17 protein-coding genes are annotated in these 22,031 nt (G+C 75.2%); 13 read left to right on the plus strand and 4 right to left on the minus strand.

The window, feature by feature from the left end; translation table 11 throughout:
- Window positions 1–181: 181 nt before the first annotated feature.
- The 9 genes from ACIRBX_RS22935 to ACIRBX_RS22975 all read left to right on the plus strand — a co-directional run bounded on the left by ACIRBX_RS22935 (window position 182) and on the right by ACIRBX_RS22975 (window position 11,950).
- Window positions 182–1,876: a hypothetical protein gene (locus ACIRBX_RS22935; protein ID WP_402298942.1), complete on the plus strand. Its 1,695-nt coding sequence runs from the start codon at window positions 182–184 to the stop codon at window positions 1,874–1,876.
- Window positions 1,877–2,235: 359 nt separating this feature from the next.
- The gene (locus ACIRBX_RS22940; RefSeq protein WP_402298943.1) at window positions 2,236–3,315 is read left to right on the plus strand and encodes an inosamine-phosphate amidinotransferase 1; all 1,080 of its coding nucleotides are present in this window, start codon (window positions 2,236–2,238) and stop codon (window positions 3,313–3,315) included.
- Between the two features lie 88 nt (window positions 3,316–3,403).
- Entirely contained in the window at window positions 3,404–4,027 is a 624-nt protein-coding gene (locus tag ACIRBX_RS22945; RefSeq protein WP_402298944.1) for an AAA family ATPase, read from the plus strand.
- Window positions 4,028–4,071: 44 nt separating this feature from the next.
- Window positions 4,072–4,998: a LysR family transcriptional regulator gene (locus ACIRBX_RS22950; RefSeq protein ID WP_402298945.1), complete on the plus strand. Its 927-nt coding sequence runs from the start codon at window positions 4,072–4,074 to the stop codon at window positions 4,996–4,998.
- Between the two features lie 59 nt (window positions 4,999–5,057).
- On the plus strand, window positions 5,058–6,161 hold the full coding sequence (gene alc, locus ACIRBX_RS22955; protein ID WP_402298946.1) for an allantoicase: 1,104 nt from the start codon (window positions 5,058–5,060) through the stop codon (window positions 6,159–6,161).
- A gap of 558 nt (window positions 6,162–6,719) precedes the next feature.
- The gene (locus ACIRBX_RS22960) at window positions 6,720–8,669 is read left to right on the plus strand and encodes an amino acid transporter (protein ID WP_402298947.1); all 1,950 of its coding nucleotides are present in this window, start codon (window positions 6,720–6,722) and stop codon (window positions 8,667–8,669) included.
- Between the two features lie 171 nt (window positions 8,670–8,840).
- Window positions 8,841–9,473 (plus strand): hypothetical protein, encoded by a 633-nt coding sequence (locus tag ACIRBX_RS22965; RefSeq protein WP_402298948.1) that lies wholly within the window; start codon window positions 8,841–8,843, stop codon window positions 9,471–9,473.
- Between the two features lie 42 nt (window positions 9,474–9,515).
- A complete protein-coding gene (locus ACIRBX_RS22970) occupies window positions 9,516–10,238 on the plus strand; it encodes a hypothetical protein (protein WP_402298949.1) in 723 nt (240 codons plus the stop codon).
- Window positions 10,239–10,639: 401 nt separating this feature from the next.
- On the plus strand, window positions 10,640–11,950 hold the full coding sequence (locus ACIRBX_RS22975; RefSeq protein ID WP_402298950.1) for a hypothetical protein: 1,311 nt from the start codon (window positions 10,640–10,642) through the stop codon (window positions 11,948–11,950).
- A gap of 46 nt (window positions 11,951–11,996) precedes the next feature.
- Here the strand turns inward: ACIRBX_RS22975 and ACIRBX_RS22980 are convergent, their stop codons facing one another.
- Window positions 11,997–13,529: a cryptochrome/photolyase family protein gene (locus ACIRBX_RS22980; protein ID WP_402298951.1), complete on the minus strand. Its 1,533-nt coding sequence runs from the start codon at window positions 13,527–13,529 to the stop codon at window positions 11,997–11,999.
- Window positions 13,530–13,664: 135 nt separating this feature from the next.
- On the opposite strand from ACIRBX_RS22980, the gene ACIRBX_RS22985 reads away from it, so the two are divergent.
- A complete protein-coding gene (locus ACIRBX_RS22985; RefSeq protein WP_402298952.1) occupies window positions 13,665–14,981 on the plus strand; it encodes a hypothetical protein in 1,317 nt (438 codons plus the stop codon).
- A gap of 61 nt (window positions 14,982–15,042) precedes the next feature.
- Here the strand turns inward: ACIRBX_RS22985 and ACIRBX_RS22990 are convergent, their stop codons facing one another.
- Window positions 15,043–16,125 (minus strand): hypothetical protein, encoded by a 1,083-nt coding sequence (locus ACIRBX_RS22990; protein ID WP_402298953.1) that lies wholly within the window; start codon window positions 16,123–16,125, stop codon window positions 15,043–15,045.
- A 188-nt stretch (window positions 16,126–16,313) separates the two neighbouring features.
- On the opposite strand from ACIRBX_RS22990, the gene ACIRBX_RS22995 reads away from it, so the two are divergent.
- Together ACIRBX_RS22995 and ACIRBX_RS23000 are read left to right on the plus strand one after the other, a co-directional pair.
- Entirely contained in the window at window positions 16,314–16,985 is a 672-nt protein-coding gene (locus ACIRBX_RS22995) for an HAD-IA family hydrolase (RefSeq protein WP_402298954.1), read from the plus strand.
- A 197-nt stretch (window positions 16,986–17,182) separates the two neighbouring features.
- Entirely contained in the window at window positions 17,183–19,657 is a 2,475-nt protein-coding gene (locus ACIRBX_RS23000) for a SpoIIE family protein phosphatase (RefSeq protein WP_402298955.1), read from the plus strand.
- A 25-nt stretch (window positions 19,658–19,682) separates the two neighbouring features.
- Here ACIRBX_RS23000 and ACIRBX_RS23005 read toward each other — a convergent pair whose 3' ends face one another.
- The gene (locus tag ACIRBX_RS23005; RefSeq protein WP_402298956.1) at window positions 19,683–20,045 is read right to left on the minus strand and encodes a hypothetical protein; all 363 of its coding nucleotides are present in this window, start codon (window positions 20,043–20,045) and stop codon (window positions 19,683–19,685) included.
- A gap of 495 nt (window positions 20,046–20,540) precedes the next feature.
- Between ACIRBX_RS23005 and ACIRBX_RS23010 the strand changes: the two genes are divergently transcribed.
- Window positions 20,541–20,918 (plus strand): DUF6193 family natural product biosynthesis protein, encoded by a 378-nt coding sequence (locus ACIRBX_RS23010; protein WP_402298957.1) that lies wholly within the window; start codon window positions 20,541–20,543, stop codon window positions 20,916–20,918.
- A gap of 517 nt (window positions 20,919–21,435) precedes the next feature.
- Here ACIRBX_RS23010 and ACIRBX_RS23015 read toward each other — a convergent pair.
- Window positions 21,436–22,023 carry an SMI1/KNR4 family protein gene (locus tag ACIRBX_RS23015; RefSeq protein WP_402298958.1) on the minus strand — a complete coding sequence of 196 codons (588 nt, stop codon included), beginning with the start codon at window positions 22,021–22,023 and terminating at the stop codon, window positions 21,436–21,438.
- Between the last annotated feature and the right edge of the window lie 8 nt (window positions 22,024–22,031).

The following is a 22,031-nucleotide window of genomic DNA, read 5'->3' on the forward strand; positions in this document are numbered from 1 at the left end:
TCCCCGGTTCTATCCCAGGCGAGTTGTTCGCCGCCGAGCGGGCGGGCATCGAACAAAAGGTCGGAACAACCGCTCCGTGTGACCCGTTGTTCGGCGCCGTCCGACTGCGCATCATGAATCACGGGGGATGCGGGAGCGAACGTGCGTCGTTCGAACCACTTCAATGGAGAAGGGGGCCGCTGTGCCGCGTCGGGAGAGTCCACTGGATCAGGGGGACGGGCCGCTGGTGCGGTTCGCCGGCGATCTGCGGGCACTGAGGGAACGGGCCGGCAGTCCGCCGTACCGGCAGATGGCCGTCCGGGCCCACTGCTCGGCCTCCGGCCTCTCGGTGGCGGCCGGCGGCCGACGGCTGCCCAGCCTGGCCGTCACCCTGGCGTACGTGCGGGCCTGCGACGGTGACGTGGCGCAGTGGCAGCACCGCTGGCAGCTGCTGGCCGCCGAGCTGGCCGCCGACACCGCCGCCCGGCGCCGGGCCGGCGAGGCCGGCCGGGCCCCCTACCCCGGCGCGGCGGCCTTCGAAGTCGCCGACGCCGAACGGTTCTTCGGTCGTGAGCTGCTCACCGACCGGCTGCTGGAGGTGCTCGCCGACCGGCCGCTGGTGGTGCTCGCCGGGCCCTCCGGTGCGGGCAAGTCCTCGCTGGTCCGGGCCGGCCTGCTGGCCCGGCTCGGCGGGGCCCGGCAGCCGGTGCGGACGGTGCTGCTGACGCCGGGTGAGCGGCCGGTGGAGGCGTACGGGGTGGCGCTGGCCCGGCTCGGGCAGCAGCCGGCGGGTGCGGGCGGCGCGGTGCTGGTGGTCGACCAGGCGGAGGAGCTGTACACCCGCTGTCGCGACGGCGCGGAGCGCGACCGCTTCCTGGCCGAGCTGGCCCGCCTGACCGGCCGGGCCTCCGCCGGTGCCTCCGCGGGAGACCGCGCCGAGAGCGGCCCGGCGGGCGGCGTCGCGGGTGCACAAGTCGGGTCCGGGGTACGGGTGTTACTCGTGGTGCGGTCCGACCATCAGGAGCGGCTGGCCGGGCACCCGGTGGTCTCCACCGTCTGTCGGGTGCCGGTGCTCTCGCTCGGTCGGCCCGCACCGGAGGAGCTGCGCCGGGCGATCGTCGAACCGGCCGTGCGGGCCCGCTGCACCGTCGAGGGTGCGCTGCTGGCGGTGCTGGTCTCGGCCGTCGCGCAGGAGCCCGGCGCCCTGCCGCTGGTCTCGGCCGCCCTGCTGGACACCTGGCGCCGCCGCAGCGGCAACGCGCTGACCCTGGCCGGCTTCCAGGCCACCGGCGGCTTCGAGGGCGCGCTGGCCCGGACCGCCGAAGCGCTCTACGCCGGCCTCACTGCCGGGGACCGGGACCGGGCCGCGACGGTCTTCCGGCTGCTGGGCGGCGGGCCCGGCCAGGACGGCCCGCTCGGGACGCCGGTCGCCCGGCGGGAGTTCGAGGCCGACGGGATGCCCGCGCTGCTGGAGCGGCTGGCCCGGGCCCGGCTGGTGGTGCTGGACCGGGACGGCGTGCTGCTCGCCCACCAGGGCCTGGCCCGGGCCTGGCCGAGGATGCGGGACTGGCTCGCCACCGGTCCGGACACCACGGCCGAGCAGCGGCGGCTGACCGAGGCGGCCCGGGCCTGGGCCGGGGTCGGGGGCGATCCCGAACTCCTCTACCGGGGCGCCCGGCTGGAGCAGGTACGGCGTCAGCTGATGACCGGTGAGCTGGCCCCGGGCCGCTCCGAACGGGCCTTCCTGGCCGCCGCGTTCCGGGCCGCCGCCGCCGACCGGCGCCGGCTCCGCCGTCAGCGCCGGGCGGTGGCGACCCTGGCGGCGGCCGGCGGGGCGCTGCTCACCCTGGCGGGGGTGGCCGCGGTCGAGGAGGCCCGCAAGCTGCGGCGGGGGTGACGGTGGCGGCCCGGGCGTCCGGTGGCGGCCCGGGCGATCGGCGGTGGGGAGGCCCGACCGGAGGGATGGCCAGAGGCGGTGCCGCCCGGCGGAGAGGTGACCGGAGGCGGTGTGGTTGATCGCCCCCGGGTGCGGTGCCCGCGAACAACGCGGGGCCGCTCCCGGGGTCGCGATCAGCTCCTTGCGCGCCCTTCGCGAGCGTGGGTATGTTGGCGCTCCGCTTGACCGGCCCGCTGAAGAACTCCCCTGCCCAGCAGGGGTTTTCGGCCGGTTCCGGCGCCTCTCCGATCCACCGCCGGGCCGTCTGCCCGGGTCCTCCGCGCCCTCGTCGGCGCCCCGTGTCCTCGCAAGGGGTAGTCATGTCCGATTCGGTCAGCCCGGTGCACAGCTGGGACGAGTTCAGCACCCTGCGCGAGGTGGTGGTCGGCACCGCCGTCGGCGCCCGGCTGCCCGCCCAGGACGACCGCTCGTCCTGGCTGTCCTGCTATCCCAAGACCCCGGCCGGAGACCTGGCCGGCATCGCGGCCGGTGCCTACCCGCGCCGGGTGGTGGAGGAGACCGAGGAGGACCTGGACGCCCTGGTGACCACCCTGCGCGGCCTCGGGATCACCGTCCACCAGCCGGAAGTCATCGACCACGCCCGGGAGTTCGGCAGCCAGGACTGGCGGGTGGAGGGCGGCTTCCACTCCTACTGCCCCCGCGACCTCACCCTGGTGGTGGGCGAGACGGTGATCGAGAGCCCGAGCCCGATGCGGGCCCGGTACTTCGAGGTCTTCGGTCTGCGCCCGCTGTTCCAGCGCTACCTGGCCGAGGGCGCCCGCTGGCTGGCCGCGCCCCGGCCGCAACTGGCCGACGGGCTCTTCCCCTTGGACCCGGACGGGCTGCCGCTGCTCGGCGAGACCGAGCCGGTCTTCGACGCCGCCAACGTGCTCCGGCTCGGCCGCGACGTCTTCTACCAGGTCTCCCGCAGCGGGAACGAACTCGGCCTGCGCTGGCTGGAGTCCACCCTCGGCCTGCTCGGCGACCTGCGGGTGCACCCGCTACGGGACATCTACGGCTACACCCACATCGACTCCACCATCGCCCTGCTCCGGCCCGGCCTGGTGCTGCTCAACCCCGAGCGGATCACCCCCGACCAGGTGCCCGCCGCCTTCCGTGACTGGGACGTCCTCTGGTGTCCGCCGGCCGACCCCACCGCCGACGGCCCGGCCCCCGAGCACTCGCTCAGCGAGAGCTGGATCAGCATGAACCTGCTGATGCTGGCTCCCGACCTGGCGGTGGTCGAGTCCGGCCAGCACCGCCTGATCGCCGCCCTGGAGCGGGCCGGGATCACCGTCCTGCCGCACCGCCTGCGGCACTCCCGGGTGCTCGGCGGCGGCTTCCACTGCGTGACGCTGGACATCCGCCGCGACGGCGGGATGGAGGACTACCTCTCCTGACCCGTCGTCACCCGGGCCGGGTGTGGCAGGGTGTGGCCACCGGGGCGGGGTCCGCTCCGGTGGCCGACGAGCACCCGGAGGACGCACGGTGACGCACAGCCAGGCGCGGCGGACGGACGACCGGGCCCGCACGACGGCACCGGCCGAGGCCGAGCCACCGCTCGTGGTCCTGGTCAACGGGGTGCCGGCGGCGGGCAAGACCACCCTGGCGCGGGAGCTGAGCCGCCGGCTCCGGCTCCCGCTGTTCGGCAAGGACGTCATCAAGGAGGCGCACGCCGGGGTCTTCGGCGCCGAGCCGCCGGACGGGCGCCCGCAGCGGGAGTGGAACCGGCAGTTCGGTGAGGCCGCGAGCCGCACCCTGTGGGCGTTGCTCGCCGATGCCCCGGCCGGCGCCGTCCTGGAATCCACCTGGCCGGCCGCCGAGACCTGGGGCCACGTGCGCGACGGGCTGCGCGGCGCCGGGATCGAGCGGGCGCTGCAGATCTGGTGCGCCGTCCCGGTGGAACTCGCCCGGGAGCGCCACGAACTGCGCCACCCGAGCCGCCACCCGGTGCACGGGGCCGCGCCGGACGACCGCGAGTGGACCGAGCGCTGGGCCGGGGCGGGGCCGCTGCCGCTCGCGGACACCCTGCACGTGGACACGGCGGGCCCGGTCGATCACGACGCCCTCGCCGCGTGGTGCCGGCGCACCGCAGCCGCCCCGCTCGCCTGACCACCGGCCGGGTCCCGCCGGAGGCCGGCCCCTACCCTGGCCGGATGGGTACGACGGGTGCGACGGGCGAGTGGGACCTCAGGCGGCTGCGGGTGCTGCGGGCGGTGGACGAGTGCGGGACGGTGACGGCGGCGGCCGAGCGGCTGCACCTGTCGGCCTCGGCGGTCTCGCAGCAGATCTCGGCGCTGGCCCGGCAGGTCGGGGCGCCGATGCTGGAGCCGTACGGGCGACGGGTGCGGCTGACCCCGGCGGCCCGGCTGGTGCTGCGTCACGCGGCGGTGGTGTTCGGGCAGTTGGAGCGGGCCGAGGCCGAGCTCGCGGGCTATCTGCACGGCGAGGCGGGCGAGGTCCGGGTCGGCTCCTTCGCCACCGCGATCACCGGGCTGGTCGTCCCGGTGGTGGCCCGGCTGCGCGGGGCCGCCCCCGGGCTGACGGTGCGGGTGGTGGAGGCCGAGGCGGACGAGGCGGTCCGGCTGCTGGCGGCGGGGGAGGTGGACCTGGCGCTCTCCCTCGCGGTCGGGTCGGTCGGGCGCGGACCCGGCTTCGTGGAGACGGCGCTGCTCACCGATCCGCTGGACGTCGCCCTGCCGCCCGGACACCCGCTGGCCACCACCCCGGGGCTGCGGCTGGCGGACCTGGCGGAGGAGGAGTGGATCTACGGCGCGGCGGGCCCCTGGCGGGAGATCACCCTGGAGGCCTGCGGCGAGGCCGGCTTCACGCCCGAGCGGGCCCACACCGCTGTCGACTGGGCTGCCATCCTGGCCATGGTGGCGGCCGGGCTCGGGGTGGCGCTGGTGCCCCGGCTGGCCTCGGCCGGGCGGGACGGCGGGACGGTGATCCGGGCGCTGCCGGCCGATCTGCCGACCCGTCGGGTGGTGGCGGCGGTCCGGGCCGGGACGGAGGCGACCCCGCCGCTGCGCCGGGTGCTGGCGGAGCTCGCCGAGGTGGCCGGGACCGTTCAGCCGCAGTGAACGGTTCGGTCAGAACTCCGTGATGGACCTGACAGGTCGTCGGCGGTGAAGGTGGACCCATGACCACGCACCCGAACTCCAGCCCCCTGCAAGCCCGGTCGACCGACACCGACGCCCCGCAGTACGCCGGTGGCCACCCCTACGCGGACTACCGCTCCGCCGAGTTCCCGTTCACCACCCTGACCGACCTGGCCGACCGCCGCCTCGGCGGCGCCGTGCTCGCCGCCAACGACGAGCTGTTCGCCGAGCGGGAGAACCTGCTGCTGCCGCAGCCCGCCGAGTTCCGCCCGCACACCTTCGGCAACAAGGGCCAGATCATGGACGGCTGGGAGACCAGGCGCCGCCGGGGCGGCGAGCGGCACCCGCACCCGGTGGCCGAGGACCACGACTGGGCGCTGATCCGGCTCGGCGTGCCCGGCGTGGTGCACGGCGTGGTGGTGGACACCGCGCACTTCCGGGGCAACTACCCCCAGCAGGTCTCCGTCGAGGGCACCGAACTCCCCGGCACCCCGGGCCCGGAGGAGCTGCTCGCCCCCGGCACCGTCTGGCACCCGCTGGTGCCCCGGAGTCCGGTGCGGGGCCACGCCGCCAACGGCTTCGCGGTCGAGGACGGCCGCCGCGTCACCCACCTGAGGCTCCGTCAGTACCCGGACGGCGGCATCGCCCGGCTCCGGGTGCACGGCGAGGCCCGGCCGGACCAGGCCTGGCTGGCCGCGCTCGGCACCTTCGACCTGGCAGCCGCCGAGAACGGCGGCACGGTCGAGGACGCCTCGGACCGGTTCTACTCGTCCCCGGAGAACATCCTGCTGCCCGGCAAGTCCGGCGCGATGGGCGACGGTTGGGAGAACCGGCGGCGCCGCGACGAGGGACACGACTGGGTCCGGCTGCGGCTGGCCGGGCGCGGCGCGATCCGGGCGGTGGAGATCGACACCGGCTACTACGTCGGCAACGCGGCCGGCTGGGTCGGGCTGCTCGGCCGGGACGAGAATGCGGCCGACCCGGAGGAGTGGTTCGAACTCCTCCCGCGCACCCGCCTCCAGCCCGACGCCGTGCACCGCCTGCTGCTCGACGCACCGCGCCCGGCCACCCACGTCCGCCTCGACGTCTTCCCGGACGGCGGGATCGCCCGGCTGCGCCTGTACGGCGGCCTGGCCAAGTCGTGACGGGCCGGGTCGTGACGGGCCCGGCCAGGCCCGCCGGAGTGGTTTCCGCGATCGGGGGCAGAGGGGCAGGGCCGGTGGCGGGGACCTCACGGAGCACCACCGTCCTTCCGGGGTAGTCCGCACGGACACCCCGTCGACCACCGGTCTTGGCGCTCCCGGGTGCGACCGTGCCCCAGGACAGCGCCGAACGTGACGCGGTCACCCCTCGGCGGGCGAGCCGGTGGGGCGGGTGGGACGAAGGGGCAGGGCATGAGCGAGACGGCAGCACCGGACCTGGCGGACCAGGCGGCACCCGGCCCCGCCACCCCCGCCCCGACCGGACCCCCGGGCCCGCCGTCGTCCTCCGGCACTCCGGCGGCCGAACCGTCCCCGGGGTCCTCACCCGCCGCTGCGCCGTCCTCCGGTGCTCCGGTCCCCGGGTCGTCCCCGGGAGCGCCGGCTGCCGGGCCGTCGTCCTCCGGTACTTCGGTCGCCGAGCCGTCGTCCGCCGAGCCGTCGTCGCCCGAAGCAGCGCCGCCGCCGGACGGGACCACCCCACCGCAGGCGGTCCCCGCCGCGATGGGGAGCCCCGCGCGCCGGCCGCAGCCGCAGGGCCCTGCCGCGCGCTGGCTGCTCAAGTACCGGGTGCAGCCGGTCGGCCCGGCCGCCGCCGAGGGGCATTCGGAGCCGCACGCCTGGTGGAAGGTGATGTGCCTGACCGGCGTCGACTACTTCTCCAGCCTCGCCTACGTGCCGGCCATCGCCGCTCTCGCGGCCGGCGCCGTCTCGCCGCTGGCCACCCTGCTGCTGGTGCTGCTGACCCTGGCCGGCATGCTGCCGATGTACCGGCGGGTGGCGCGGGAGAGTCCGAACGGTGCGGGGTCGGTGGCGATGCTGGAGGACCTGCTGCCGTTCTGGCGGGGCAAGGTCTTCGTCCTGGTGCTGCTCGGCTTCGTCGCCACCTCCTGGATCGTCACCATCACGCTCTCGGCCGCCGACGCCTCCGTCCACCTGGTGGAGAACCCCGCCCTCGGCGCCGCCCTGCACGGCCACGAAGTCGCCCTGACCGTCGGCCTGTTGGTGCTGCTGGGCGGGGTCTTCCTGCTCGGCTTCAGCGAGGCCGTCAAGGTCGCCATCCCGCTGGTCACGGTCTTCCTGCTGCTGAACGCGGTGACCATCGGGGCCGGTGTGCTGGAGGTGATCCGCACCCCCGGCGCCTGGGCGGCCTGGACGCACCAGCTGACCGAGGTCGGCGGTGGCGGCCTCGGCGGCATGGTCCGGCCCGCGCTGCTCGCCTTCCCGCTGCTGGTGCTCGGCCTGTCCGGCTTCGAGACCGGGGTGAGCATGATGCCGCTGGTGGCCGCCGACGGAGCGGACGACGCGGAGCGGCTGCGCGACCGGATCCGCAACACCCGCAGGCTGCTCACCACCGCCGCCGCCGTGATGAGCGTCTACCTGCTGGCAGCCAGCTTCGTCACCACCGTGCTGATCCCGCACCGGGAGTTCGAGGCCGGCGGCGCGGCCAACGGGCGCGCGCTCGCCTGGCTGGCCCACGAGCAGGTCGGTGAGGCGTTCGGCACCGTGTACGACGTCAGCACCATCCTGATCCTCTGGTTCGCCGGGGCCTCGGCGATGGCGGGGCTGGTCAACATCGTCCCGCGCTACCTGCCGGACTACGGCATGGCCCCGGAGTGGGCCCGCGCGGTCCGTCCGGTGGTACTGGTCTACACCGGCTTGTGCGTGGTCATCACGCTGGTCTTCGGCGCCGACGTCAACGCCCAGGCGGGGGCGTACGCGACGGGCGTCCTGGCGATGATGGTCTCCGGCGCGTTCGCGGTCACCGTCTCCGCGCTGCGCCGCCGACGGCGCGGTGCGACGGCCGGATTCGCCGCCCTCACCGCCGTGCTGCTCTACGCGCTGGCCGCCAACATCGTGGACAAGCCCGACGGCATCGCCATCTCGGGCGCCTTCGTCCTCGGCATCGTGCTGGTCTCGCTGGTCTCGCGGATCTCCCGGACCACCGAACTGCGGGTGGACAGCATCGCCTTCGACCCGACGGCCCGTCATTTCCTCACCGAGACCCTGGCGGCCGACCGCGGGTTCAACATCATCACCAACCGCCGCCACACCGGGGACGGGGCGGAGTACGCGCACAAGGAGCGGGAGCAGCGCGGCGACAACCCGGTGCCCGGCGCGGCGCACGTGCTCTTCCTGGAGATCGACGTGGTCGACCCCTCGGAGTTCAGCGAGACCCTCACCGTGCGCGGCGTGGAGGTGGACGGCTACCGCGTCCTGCGGGCGGAGGCCCCGGCCGCGCCGAACGCCATCGCCGCGATCCTGCTGGCCCTGCGGGACGCCACCGGAGTCCGCCCGCACTGCTACTTCGCGTGGGCGGAGGGGAGCCCGCTCAAGCACATGTTCCGCTACTTCCTGCTCGGCCGGGGCGACACCGCGCCCGTCACCCACGAGATCATCCGCCGGATCGAGCCCGATCCGGCCCGTCGCCCGGGCATCCACGTCGGTGCCTGACCATTCGGCCGCACACCGTTCGCACCCCAACCCGCTTGTACAGCAGGGTGGATGAGCACCGATCAGGGGTGGCAGGTGTTTGGAACCCGCGATCCGGGTCAGCCGGGGGGAGGAGTGAAACCGAGCAGCGCGGCACCCCGGGAGGGGAGGCCGCCGGTCAGGAGGCAGAGCATGTCCAGTGGTCTGGTCGTGACGATCGCGGTGGTCGTCCTCGTCGCGGTGGTGGTGCTCGGTGCCGCCGCCCTCGGCGTGCGGCGCCGGCAACACCCGGACCTGAAGCGGCGGTTCGGCCCCGAGTACGGCCGCACCGTGGCCCGGCATGGCGGCGACACCGCCGCAGCGGAGCAGGAGCTGACCCAACGCGTCGAGCGCCACCGGGAGTTGACGCTGACGCCGCTGAGCGAGGACGCCCGGACCCGGGCCGACCGGGAGTGGGCCGAGCTCCAGGCGCACTTCGTGGACTCCCCGGCCCGGGCGCTGGTCGAGGCCGAGGCGCTGCTCTCCCGGGTGGCCCGCGAGCGCGGCTACCCCGACAGCGACGTGGACGCCCAGATCGACGCGATCTCGGTCGACCACGGCGAGCAGGTGGAGTACTACCGCCTGCTGCGCACCAACGCCGGCCCGGATGCGGCCGGTACCGAGGAGCGCCGCCAGGCGCTGATCCAGGCCCGGGAGCTGTACGCCGCCCTGGCGGGCGCGGACACCGCCCGGCAGCCGGCCCGTAGCGACGCGGCCCCGGCCCGGCGCGAGCGGACCGCCCCGATCACCAAGAACTTCCCGAGGCAGCGCGAGTACCACGCGTAGCTCCGCGCCCCACCCATCAGCAGCCCCACCGAGGAGGACAGCATGACCACCAGTCACCAGGACCGTCACACCGACTCCGTGGACACCCCGCACCGCGCGGACCGCACCCGCACCCCGGGCCGCTGGGCCCGGACGGACGACCACCTGACGTCGGTCACGCCGCGCCGCGAGCACCCCGCCCCGTCGGCACCGCCGCAGCACCCCGCCCCGTCGGCACCGCCGCAGCACCCCGCCCCGTCGGCACCGCCGCAGCACCGCGCGCCGGAGGCGGCCGCCCCGGAGGAGGTGGCCGCCGCGTACGACGCCGCCACGGCCGAGGACCGCAGGCGGTCGGCCCAGGCGGGGGACGAGTCCCCGGCGGCCGTCGCCGCCGCGCACGAGGCGGCCACGGCCGAGGACCGGCAGCGCTCCGCCCGCAACCACGGCGGGACCCGGCCCACCGGCTCCGCCACCGTCCTCCCGCCCGAGCTGGCGGCGCGGCTGACGGACCGTCTGGAGCAGGCGGTGGGCGGCTTCGTGGACGACCCGCGCGGCTCCGTGGACCAGGCCGACGCCGCCCTCGACGAGGCGATCCGCCGCCTCACCGAGGAGCTGCGCGAGCGCCGCGCGGCCCTGCGCGGCACCCACCACGGCACCTCCGGCGACGTAACGGACGGCAGCAAGGACACCGGCACCGCCACCGGCACGGCCGAGCGCGGCACCGAGGACCTCCGCCTCGCCCTCCGGGACTACCGCGACCTGCTGCACCACCTGCTCACCGTCTGAGCCCCACCCCACCGAGCCGGGGGGGGGGGGCCCCCCCCCCGGGGGGGGGGGCCCCCCCCGCGGGGGGGGGCCCCCCCCCCGGCTCGGTGCCGTCCCGGAAGCGCCCGTTCGCACCGGAGGTGTGGTGCCATCAGCGTTCCGGCTCAGCTTCCCGAGCACGTTCGGTGCCACGACGGACCCGGCGCCGTCATCCCCGGCCGCCCCGGCCGGCGAGCCCCGCAGCCGCTCCGGCCCCGGCCGAGGAGCCGCGCATCGGCCGGGGCCGGGAGGATCTCGACATTCCGCAGTCCTCCGCTGCACGCACCCGTGTCGTCCCCCGGACCGCGAAGGACCCGGCGGCACCCGCGACCGGGCCGTCCCGCCCCACCGCCGCGTCACCGCCGTGGGGCAGGATGGCGGTCATGATCCTGATGCCCGTCACCGTGCCCGCCGTCCTGATCGACGAGGTCGGCCTCGACCCCGCAGCGGACTCGTGGCGGCAGGAGGTCCTGCACGCGGTCGGCACGCCGGACGGCGGCGCCTACGTGCTCAGCAGCCTCTGGCGGCACGACCCGCGCCCAGCCGGGGACGGCGGCCGGGGCTTCGGCTGCCGCCTGATCACCCGTCACGACCCGGACGGGACGGCCCTCGCCACCGCCGTCCTGGCGCAGGAACTCCCCGGCCGGGCGCCCTCGGTGGTCGTCCCGGGCAACGACGCCGCCCTCGCCGTGCTCCCCGACGGTGCGCTCGCGGTCAGCTCCCGGCCCGGGAACACCCACCTCCTGACCCCCGCCCTGGACGCGCTGGCGGCCGGCTGGACGATGCCGGCCAACCCCCGGGCCCGGGACGGCGCCGGCCCGGCCGACGACCCGTTCGCCGCCTCGGTGGCCGTCACTCCGGGCGGCCGGCTGCTCTGCCTCAACGCCGAGCGTAACCTCGGCCCCTGGGGCGTCCCGCTGGTCAATCTGGTCACCCTCTCCGAGCCCGCCGCCCGCCCGGCCGTCGGCCACAAGCCCGAGCTCCGCGCGCTCGCCACCCTCGGCACCGAACGCACCCGGCAGAGCGAGGCCGACGCCCAGCCCCACCTTCGCCACGGCGACGCCCCGGTGGCCGCCGGCCACCGCCCGTCACCCACCCTGGTCGAGATCCTGCCCGAGCTGGTCGGCGGCGCAGCGCACCGCTGGAAGGACGCCTTCCTGCGCCGCCCCGTCCCGATCGCCGAAGACCGGTACGTGGTCCCGGTGTTCGGCCGCACCCACCGGGCCGGCAGCCGGGGCCAGGTCTTCGCCTTCGTCCTGCTCGACGACACCGGAGCGGTGCGCGGCCACCTGGGCGGCCTCGACCCGTACGCCCACAGCCCCTACACCGGTGACCACTTCACCGTGGCCGCCGACCCGGCCCGGGGCACCGCCTTCCACCTCAACCGCTACGGCCTGTTCGGTTGGACCGCCGACGGTGCCCTGCGGGCGCAACTCCTCACCACCGACGCCCCGTTCAAGGCCCTGACCACCTTCGAGCTGCTCACCGTCACCCCCGCCGGAGAGCTCCTGCTGGCCCACCGCACCCAGCACCTCCTGCTCCGGGTACCCGTCCCCGCCGAACTCGCCGGGCTCCCCGCCGCCGTCACGGAGGCGCTGGCCGGCCTGACCCGGGCCCGCAACGCCCTCAAGCGCCGCCACGCCCCGGTCGAGTGGCTCTGGCCCGAGGCCACCGGGGCCGTTCACCACCTCTGAGCGTGCGCCGCCTCTGAGCGGGCGTCGGCTCCGAGCGGGCGCCGGCTCACGGCGGGGCCTGGCCGCGCTCGCGCTCCGCGGCCAGCACCTCCGGCAGGCCGGTCAGCCGCCGCATCCCCGCCACCGCGCGCGAGGTGCGGTGGTTGCCGGCCAGCAGCTCCTGGTGGCGGTGGACGAAGGCCCAGTAGCCGGTGGTGAACGGGCAGGCGCGCGGCCCGAGCCGCTCGGTCGGGCGGTAGGCGCACGGGCCGCAGTGGTCGCCCATCCGGTGCAGGTAGGCCCCGCCGGCCGCGTACGGCTTGGTGGTGACCAGCCCGCCGTCGGCGTACTGGGACATGCCCAGCACGTTGGCCGCCATCACCCAGTCGTAGCCGTCCACGAAGCTGCGGTGGAACCAGTCGGTCAACTCGGCCGGGTCCCAGGCGTGTTGGAGTGCCCAGTTGCCGAGCACCATCAGCCGGGGGATGTGGTGGACCCACCCGTGGTCGCGGACCTCGCCCAGCACCCCGGCCAGGCAGCGGGCGGTCACCGCTTCGGCGTCCAGCTCGCGGAACCACCCGGGCAGCGGCTCGTGGTGGCCCAGCCGGTTCACCTCCCGGTACTCGGGCCCGAGGTGCCAGTACAGCTGCCAGACGTACTCCCGCCAGCCGGCCACCTGCCGGACGAAGCCCTCGGCGCTGTTCAGCGGCACCGCCCCGGCCCGGTACGCGGCCTCCGCCGCCGCCACGCACTCGGCCGGGTCGAGCAGCCCGAGGTTGAGCGGCACCGAGAGCGCGCTGTGCGCCATCCACGGGTCGGCGTGCAGCATGGCGTCCTCGTAGCGGCCGAAGTCCGGCAGCCGGTGCTCGACGAAGTGCGCCAGCGCCCGCTGCGCCTCGTCCCGGGTGGCGGCGAACCGGCGCGGGCCGTCCCGGCCGACGAAGGCCACCTCGCCGGCCCGCTCCCAGCGGTCCAGGTCGGCCCGCACCTGCCGGTCGATCTCGTCCTCCCGGGGCTCGAACGGCGGTGGCACCGGGAGGGTGGCGGCGCCCTTCGGCGGCGGCTCGCGGTTGTCGTGGTCGAGGTTCCACCGCCCGCCCGCCGGGCCGCCGTCGGCATCGAGCAGCAGGTGCTCGGCCCGCCGCACCCGGTGGTAGAAGTCCTCCATCAGCAGCCGCCGCGAGCGGGTCGGCCCGGCCCACCGCCGGAAGTCGGCGAACGGCACCAGGAAGCCGCGCGGCGGCAGCACCGTCACACCCTCCAGTGAGCTCACCAGCCCGAGCGCGGCCCTGGAGGTCGGATGACACACCGTCACCTCCGCGCCCGCGCCGACCGCCTGCGCCAGGCCGTCCCGGTAGGTCTCGGCCCGGACGTACCGCACCCGGTCGCCCCACTCCTCGGCGGCGTGCCGCATCGCCGACAGCACCAGATGGGCCTTGGCCCGGTGGAAGCGGCGCCGCCGCAGCACCGACCGGGCCTCGATCAGCACGACCGGCGCCCCCGAGTCGGGGCCGTCCGGGCCCGGGGCCCGGAAGTGCGGGCCGAGCTGGTCGCCGAAGACCCAGTGCGGCCTCGGCCCGGTCGGTCGTCCTCGTCCCACGGCAGCTCCGTCCCCTGACCCGGTGTCACCACCACCGTGCCCCCGGGGGCGTCGGCGGGCGCAGCCGCATCGATCGTGCACCGGCTCCGGGCACCGCTTCGGGGGGTGTCGGAGCGGTGCGCGAGGATGACCGCCATGACGCACTTCCCGATCACCGTGCCCACCGCCCTGGCCACCGCCTTCGACCTCGACCCGGAGGCCGACGACTGGGGACAGGCGGCCCGGCACGCGGTCGGCACCGCGAACGGGGAGACGTACGTGCTCAGCGGCCTCTGGCGGCACGTGCCGTACCGTGCGACCGGGCCGGAGCGGGACCGTGGCTTCGTCTGCCAGCTGATCACCCGTCACGCCCCGGACGGCACCACCCTGGCCACCGCCGTGATCGCGGACGAGACCCCCGGTGGCGGCGCCCCGTCGGCGATCCGCCGGGGCGGCGAGGGCAACCTCACGCTGCTCCCCGACGGTGCGCCGGTGCTGAGCTCCAAGCCCGGGAACACCTACCTCCTCACCCCGGAGCTGGACCGCCTGCAGGCCGCCTGGCAGATGGACGAGCGCCCCGGCTGGAGCGACGAGCCGCAGACCGACGACCCGTTCGCCGCCACCGTCGCCGTCACCCCCGGCGGCCGGCTGCTCTGCCTCACCTCCGAGCACCGCCTGGAGAACTGGGGCTACCCCCGGGGCAACCTGATCGCGGTCTCCGAGCCCGGCGCCGTCCTCGCCCCCGGCCGCAAGCCCGAACTGCGGGCCCTGGCCACCCTGAAGACCGAGACCAAGCGGCAGACCGAGAACGACGCCATCGCGCACGTCCGCTTCGGCGACGCCCCGGTGCTCGGCGACCACCGGCCCGCGCCCTCGCTCGCCGACACCCTGTACGCGCGGCACGGCAGCAGCCGGTTCCGCCGGGACGGCTCCTTCCTGCACCGTCCGGTCCCGCTCGCCGACGACCTCTACGTGGTCCCGGTGTTCGGCGGCACCTACCGCTCCGGCAGCCGCGGCCAGGCCTTCTCCTTCGCCCTGATGGACGACCGGGGCACCGTCCGGGGCGAGCTCGGCGGCCTCGACCTGCATGCGCACAGCCCCTACAACGGCGCCCACTACCGGGTGGCGGCCGACCCGCACCGGGGCACCGCCTTCCACCTCAACCGCTACGGCCTCTACGCCTGGACCGCCGACGGCACCCTGCGCGCCCTGATCGGGACCGACCGGGCTCCGTTCAAGGCCCTGGCCACCCTGGAGCTGCTCACCGCCACCCCCACCGGCGACCTGCTGCTCTTCCACCCCAAGCACCACCTGGTGCTGCGCGTCCCGGTCCCCGCCGACCTCGCCGAGCTCCCCGCCGCCGTCGCGGCGGTGCTGGCCGGCCTGGCGAAGGGGCGCAATGCCCTGAAGAAGCGTCACGCCCCGCTCGCCTGGCTCTGGTTGGACACGGCGGGAGCCGTGCACCACCTCTGACCCGTGCTCGTGCTCGCGCTCGTGGCGTCCGGGCCGGGCCGATGCCGGCCCGGACGGTCGGTCAGCCGGTCTTCTTGATCTGCTGGATGACCAGCACCCCGCACCAGGAGCCGTTCACCGTGCCGGTGACGGTCCATCCGGCGGGCAGCGGCGTGTTGCCGCAGACCTGGAGGTCCGTCTGGGTGGTGATCCGCAGCAGGCTGTTCACCCAGTAGGCGCCGCACGGGGAGTTGGTGCTGCTGATCGAGGTCACCACCCAGCCCGCCGGGACGGGGGAGTTCCCGCAGCCCTGGAGGGTGGTCTGGTCGGTGATCTTCACCAGGCTGTACGTGCCGTACGTGCCGCACGGGGTGTTGGCGGTCTGGATCGAGGCCACGATCCACCCGGCCGGGACGGGCGTCTGGCTGCAGACCTGGATCGCGGTCTGGGTGGTCAGCCGGGTGATGGTGTAGGTGCCGTAGGTGCCGCACGGCGTGTTCGCCGTCTGGGTCGCGATGATCACCCAGCCCACCGGGATGGCGGACTGCGCGCAGTCGGTGACGGTGGTCTGGTCGGTGATCTTCAGCATGGTGTAGCGCGGGTAGCTGCCGCACCCGGCGTTGTTCTGCATGGCGGTGATCACCCAGTTCTCGGCGATCGCCGAGTGGCCGCACGCCTGGTAGGTGGTCGTCGCGGTCTGCAGGGTGACGGTGTAGGTGCCGTAGGTCCCGCAGGGGGTGTTGGCGGTCTGCACCGCGATGATGACCCAGCCCGGGAGGATGGCGGACTGCGCGCAGTCGGTGACCGTGGTCTGGGTGGTGATCCTCAGCAGCGAGTAGAGCGGGTAGCTCGCGCAGCCGGAGGTGTTCTGCATGGCCGTGATCACCCACCCGTCCGGGATCGGTGAGTTGGAGCAGGCCTGGACGGTGGTCTCGGTGGTCAGCTGCATGATGGTGCGCTGCCCGTAGCCGCTGCACCCCGCCGTGGTCTGACTGACGATCACCCACCCGGCGGGCACCGGTGCCCAGCCACAGATGGTCTGGGTCGGTCCGCTCTGGACGGTGGCCGCTGCCGTCGCGGCCGGGACGCCGGCCGAGGCCGTCCCGACGAGTATCAGCGCGACGACCGTCAGCAGCCGGGCCAGCAGGAGCCGGAACGCTCGCATGTGCACATCCCTGGTGATCGATTCCGATGGGGCTGCCGGCGAGCCTGGCACGGCCCCGGGCCCACCCGACACCCCCCGGACGGCGGTGGCAGGAAGCGACCCTGACGGCCCGTCAGTCGAGCGGCCGCGCGTTCTCCCCGGTCCTCGCGCGGGACGGCGCGTCCGGATCGGCCCGGTACGCTTCCCGGGTGGCAGACGGCCCGGAACGACGTGACCCGATCACAGCTCGACACCCCTACCGCGCCCTGGTGCTGGACTTCGCCGGCGTGCTCACCAGCCCGCTCGGCGGCTCCGTCCGCGCCTGGTGCCGGGCCCAGGGCCTGCCCGAAGGAGCCTGGCGGCAGGCCCTGGTGGAGCACCCCGAGGGCCGTGCGCTCTACCTGGACCTGGAGGCGGGCCGGATCGGCCAGCGGGAGTGGAACGCGGGGACGGCCGCGCTGCTCGGCGTCGACCCGGAGGACCTGATGGGCCGGGCCCACGCCGCAGTCCGCCTCGCCCCCGCCGTCGCGGCCACCGCCCGGGCCGCCCGGGCGGCCGGGTACACGGTCGCGATGCTGTCGAACTCCTACGGCCTGGAGGGCGACCCGTACGACCCCTACACCGCGCTCGGCGTCTGGGAGCTGCTCGACCTCGCCGTGGTGTCCGGCCGGGAGGGGCTGGCCAAGCCGGACCCCGCCCTCTACCGGCTGCTGCTGGACCGCCTCGGCCTCCCGGCCGCAGCCTGCCTCTTCGTCGACGACCAGGCGGCCAACCTGCCGCCCGCCGAAGCCCTCGGCATGGCCACCCTGCTCGCCGACCCCGACGACCGCACCACCGCTGCCCGGCTGACGGCCCTCCTGGGCCTGCCGCCCCGTCCCTGACGGCCCGTCCGCCCCGGGCGGGGCGCCCGGCGGGACCGCGCACGGACGCCCGCCCGCCTCAGCTCCGCCCCTGACGCCCCGTCCGCCGCGCACCCCGCCGACCGGGCCACCCGGACCGATCCCGGATGCCGCCCGGTACGAGTCGGGGCAAGCTGCTGGGGAGGGGACGACCGGCCGAACCGGAAGGCGCGCACGCGGTGGACGTACCAGGCTTCCCAGCGGACGGCACCGCCACCGTGCTGCTCGACGGGCGACGCACCGTCAGCTGGTGGTCCCGCGCAGCCGCCGACCTGTTCGGCCGTACCGCCGACGAGGTGCTCGGCCGCCCGGTCGCCGAGGCGCTCGGTGCCCCACTCCCGCCGGGCACCGCGCGGGTCGAAGGCGCCGAGCTGCACCGCGCCGACGGCACCCGGTTCACCGCCGACCTGACGCTGCTGCCCACCGCCGGAGCCCAGGACACCGCCGCCGGAGCCGAGGACCCGGCCGTCGGAGCCCAGAACACCACCGTCGGAGCCGAGGACACCGCCGACCGACGCTCCGCCACGGGCTCCGCGCTGCTGGTGGTCGAGCCGCACCCGACCGGCCCCGGCCGCGCGGACGACGTGCTGCTGGCCCGTGCGCTGCTCCAGCAGGACCGCCTCGCCGTCGCCCATCTGGGCCCCGACCTGGAGCTGCTCCGGACCAACCCGGCGTTCGAGGTCCTGCGGCTCTCCGGACTGGCCGCCCCCGGGGAGGGGCCGCAGTGGCTGGAGCGGCTGCGCACGCCTGACGACGCGTCGAGCGCCCGGGAGGCGGTGGCGCTGGTCGCGGCCCGGGGCGACGGCGTGATCGGCGCCGAGTACCGGCTCACCGAGCCGCTCGCCCCCGCCCCCGCCTCCGGACCGCGGCCGCGCACCGCCACGCACCGCGTCTTCTCCCTCACCGGCTTCCGGGCGACCGACCCGGCCGGGGCCCCGGCCGGGGTGGTGCTGGTCCTGGTCGAACTCCCCGGACGGGACGGCGGGCGGCTGCAACTCGCCGAGGCGTACCGCCGGGCCGCCGAGATCGGCGCCTCGCTGGACGTGGTCGGCGGCGCCCGCGAACTGGTGGACATCCTGGTGCCCGCCCTCGGCGACCTGGCCGCCGTCGACTTCCCGGACGCCGTCCTGCAGGGCCGGGACCCCCAGTTGGGCTACCCGGGCCCCGAGGCGTCGGCCCCGCGCCGGGTGGCCGCCAAGGCCGCCGTCGGACGCTGGCCGACCGCCCTGGTCCAGGTCGGCGAGCTGACCCCGACTCCGGCGGCCACGCCCGAGACCGCTGCCATCGCGGTCGGCGGCGCCATCCTCTTCGACCCCGCCACCGCCCTGCTGGCGATGGGCGACCAGCCCGAGCTGGCGATCCGTCACATTCCGGCCGGCCTGCGCTCGGCGATCGGCTGCCCGCTCTACCACCGGGGCCGGCTGTTCGGCTACGTGCAGGTCTGGCGGACCGGCGACGCCGAGCCGCACGACCAGGAGGACCTGCGGGTGGTGCAGGACCTCTGCGACCGCACCGCGCTCGCCCTGGACAACTCCTTCCGCTACACCCGCGAGCACCGGACGGCCGTCGTCCTGCAACGCAGCCTGCTGCCGCCCGCCGCCACCGCCAGCACCGCCTGCGAGACGGCCGGCAGCTACCGCCCCGCCAGCGGCGCGGTCAGTGTCGGCGGCGACTGGTACGACGCCTTCCCGCTCTCCTCGCTCCGGGTCGCCCTGGTGGTCGGCGACGTGGTCGGCCACGGCCTCCAGGCCACCGCGACCATGGCCCGGCTGCGCACGGCCGTCCAGACACTGGCCGAACTCGACCTCCCGCCGGACGAGTTGCTGATCCGGCTGAACGACCTGGTCCAGCGGATGGCCGCCGAGGCGGACGAGCCCGACACCGTCGGCGCGTCCTGCCTGTTCGCCGTCTACGACCCTGTCACCGGCACCTGCGAGCTGGCCAGCGCCGGCCACCCGCCGCCCCTGCTGCTCACCCCCGACGGTCGGGCCGAGGTCCTCGCGGTGCCGCCCGGCCCGCTGCTCGGCGCGGCCGACCAACCCTTCGAGCCGACCCGCACCGTGCTCCCGGCCGGCAGCCTGCTGGCCCTCTACACCGACGGCCTGACCGCCCACGACCCGGACACCGCCCTGCCCCGGCTGCTCACCGAGCTCACCCGCCGGCACGACCCGGACCGCCCGCTCGCGGACATCGGCGCCCACCTGATCGCCACCGTCCCCGCCGAGCACCCCGACGACGACATCGCGCTGCTGCTGGCCCGCACCCGCACGGTGCCGCCGGACTCCACTGCCGGCTGGCGGTACACCGACCTCTCCGAGGTCTCCCGGGCCCGGGCCGACACCGCCGCCCGGCTCGCCGCCTGGGGCCTGGACCACCTCGCCTTCGCCGTCGAACTGATCGTCAGCGAGCTGGTCACCAACGCCATCCGGCACGCCGGCGGCCCGGCCGAGCTGCGGCTGATCCGCGACCGCATCCTGGTCTGCGAGGTCTCCGACCCGTCCAACACCCAACCCCGGCTGCGCCGCGCCCTGGAGACCGACGAGGGCGGCCGGGGCCTGTTCCTGATCGCCCAGCTGTCCGACCGCTGGGGCTGCCGCTACGCCGCCCGGGGCAAGACCATCTGGGCGGAGTTCGCCGTGGAGCCCGAGCTCTGACGGTGCCTCGGGCCGCTGCGGATGCTCAGCGGCCGGGGTCGTAGCGCTCCAGCCGGACGGCGACGGCGCGGTCGCCCGGCCGGACCGGGTGCTCCGTGGTGGACAGCCAGTCGCCGGGCCTGAGCCACTCCGCGCCGCTCGGCGTCCAGCCGAGGTTCAGCACCGCGCTCGCGGCGTAGCGCTCCGGCCCGTCGGCCGGTGCGGCGAAGTCGAGGGCGATCCGCCCCGGCAGCACGCCGCCCGGAGGGATCGGGACGGACCGGGCCGCGAGCGTCCGCGCCGGGGCGTCCATCAGGCTCACGTCCTGGACCCGGACGTGCAGCACCCCGCCGCCCGTCAGTCCGGCGGTCCCGCCGCCCAGTTCCACGGTCACCACGATCTCCGTCACGCCCCCGACAGTAGCCGCGCACGGCCCCCGCAGGGCGTCGCCGGGCCGACGTTCGCGGTGTGCGGATCGGGGCGGAGGGTCGGGAGGGACGTCACGTGCCGCGGGCATCGGCGTGCAGGCCGACGGCGGGCCATCGCCGGACTGACGGCGCGTCACCCCGGCTTCGCGGCGCGTTCCGTCACGGGCGGATCCGGGCGGTGCGACCGTCGGGGCGGGACGTCAGCCGTCCTGCGTGGTCCAGGTGCCGAGGGCGCGCTCGCGGACGTCGGCGTGCGGGTGGAGCCGCAGGGCGTGGAGGGCCGCGCGCCACTCGGTGGACCACGCCTGCCCCGGACCCACATCGCACCGACGTACAAGCCGCTGTTGGACCAGAACCCGAGAACCGACAGCAGATGTTCAGCACTTCGGGCTCTGGCTCAACCTCTGTGGTGGGGTACCGCCCCGGTGGGCCTCGCCGCCCCGTCGGTCGATTGAGGGCTCTGGCACCCTTCTCTCATGGATTCGATCGATGCGGCAGAGGATGTCATCGAGGCGGAGTGGGCGGAGCTCCTGGTCTCGGATCACGTGGACGGCGGTTTGGTGCGCGCGGCCTACTCGGAGCCCAGGCTGCGGCAGCTCTTCCCGTGGGTCGGCATGTGGGAGCTGCACTTCAGCCGGTGCACCGAGCACCCCTGCACGTGGGACGTGCCCTACATCGCCCCACGGCCGGGCGGGGGCTACGTCGTGGAAGGCCCGTCCAGAGCGGAGTTCGTCGGTGAGGCTGACACCGCGGAGACAGCTGTGGCAATGGTGGCGGACCGTCTGCCGCCGGGCTGTGGCCGGGCCATTGTCGGCAACCGTCACGACGTCGGCGCGTCGGCAGAGGACGGCTGACGATCGGATCCCCGTCCCCCGAGCGGCACCATCACGGAAGTTGAGCCAGAGACGCACTTCGGGAGTCGGTTGACCATCCGTCAGAATCGAACTGCATGGCTGTCAGCGGCCCTCCATGGCGAGTTCAGACAAGCCACTCGTTCCCTGAGTCCCAGTGCTGGACCCAACCCTCGAAGCTCGTGGCGTCGGCGACCGGTGCTGGGACGGCTCCGACGTCGGAGCCATCCAGACCTCACCGCGAGGGGGCCCGTCGTTAGCAGCGGCCAGAACATCGGCCCGTCCTCAGCGCTGAGGACCACCGATCCGTAGGCGAGGACAGCGTCGATACGCGGATCGTCGGCGCTGACCGTCTCGTCGTCCTCCCACGCCCAGGCCCGCTCCAGCGGGAACGGCTCTCCAGGGCGCCGCAGCCCCGGATCCGGCCAGGGTGGCGTCGTCGGGACGGGGATCAGGTGCACTACATGTGCCGTCGGGCCCTCGGGTTCTGGCTCACTTTCGGTGAAGTGATGATGGAGAGTCAGATCCTGGGCGCCAGACGATGGCGGTTCGGATGAGCGTGAAGCTTCGGTGAGGTGAGCTGCAGGGCCGGGTTGTCGAATCCGGCGCTCATGTGGTTGAGCCAGCGTTCGTACCAGCTGAGGAAGTCATGGGCGGAGGAGACGTTGGGGCCCCAGTAGCCGTCGCCGTTACCAATGAGGACGCGGCCGGTGAGGGGGCCGGTCACCGCGATGACGCATATGTCAGTGCAGCCCATCTCGATGATGTGGAGGAAGAGGTCGCGTCCGTGTGCCCTGGGGTCTCTGCCGTCGAAGCCGCGGGGTTTCCCTGGTTCTCCGCGGGGATTCATGACCCGCAGGGAACACTGCTCCAGCGGCACGAGGCCGTAGAAGGGTGCCGCGCCCGAGCCGCCGACGTGCGTGAGGAACTGTCGATAGGCGTCGGGCAGGGCAATGTCCTGCTCGGCCTCGAACGCAGCGACACGTGCTTCGGTCAGCTTCGGATCGAGGCAGAACCTGTGCTTCTCTTCCCCGAAGGAGTGGCTGCGGAGTGGTTGGAACGGGATCGCGGCCAGCTTGCGACGCAGGCGGGGGATGCGGGGATCCATCGTGCTCT

The sequence above is a fragment of the Kitasatospora sp. NPDC096147 genome (assembly GCF_044763225.1).
Classification (GTDB): Bacteria; Actinomycetota; Actinomycetes; order Streptomycetales; family Streptomycetaceae; genus Kitasatospora.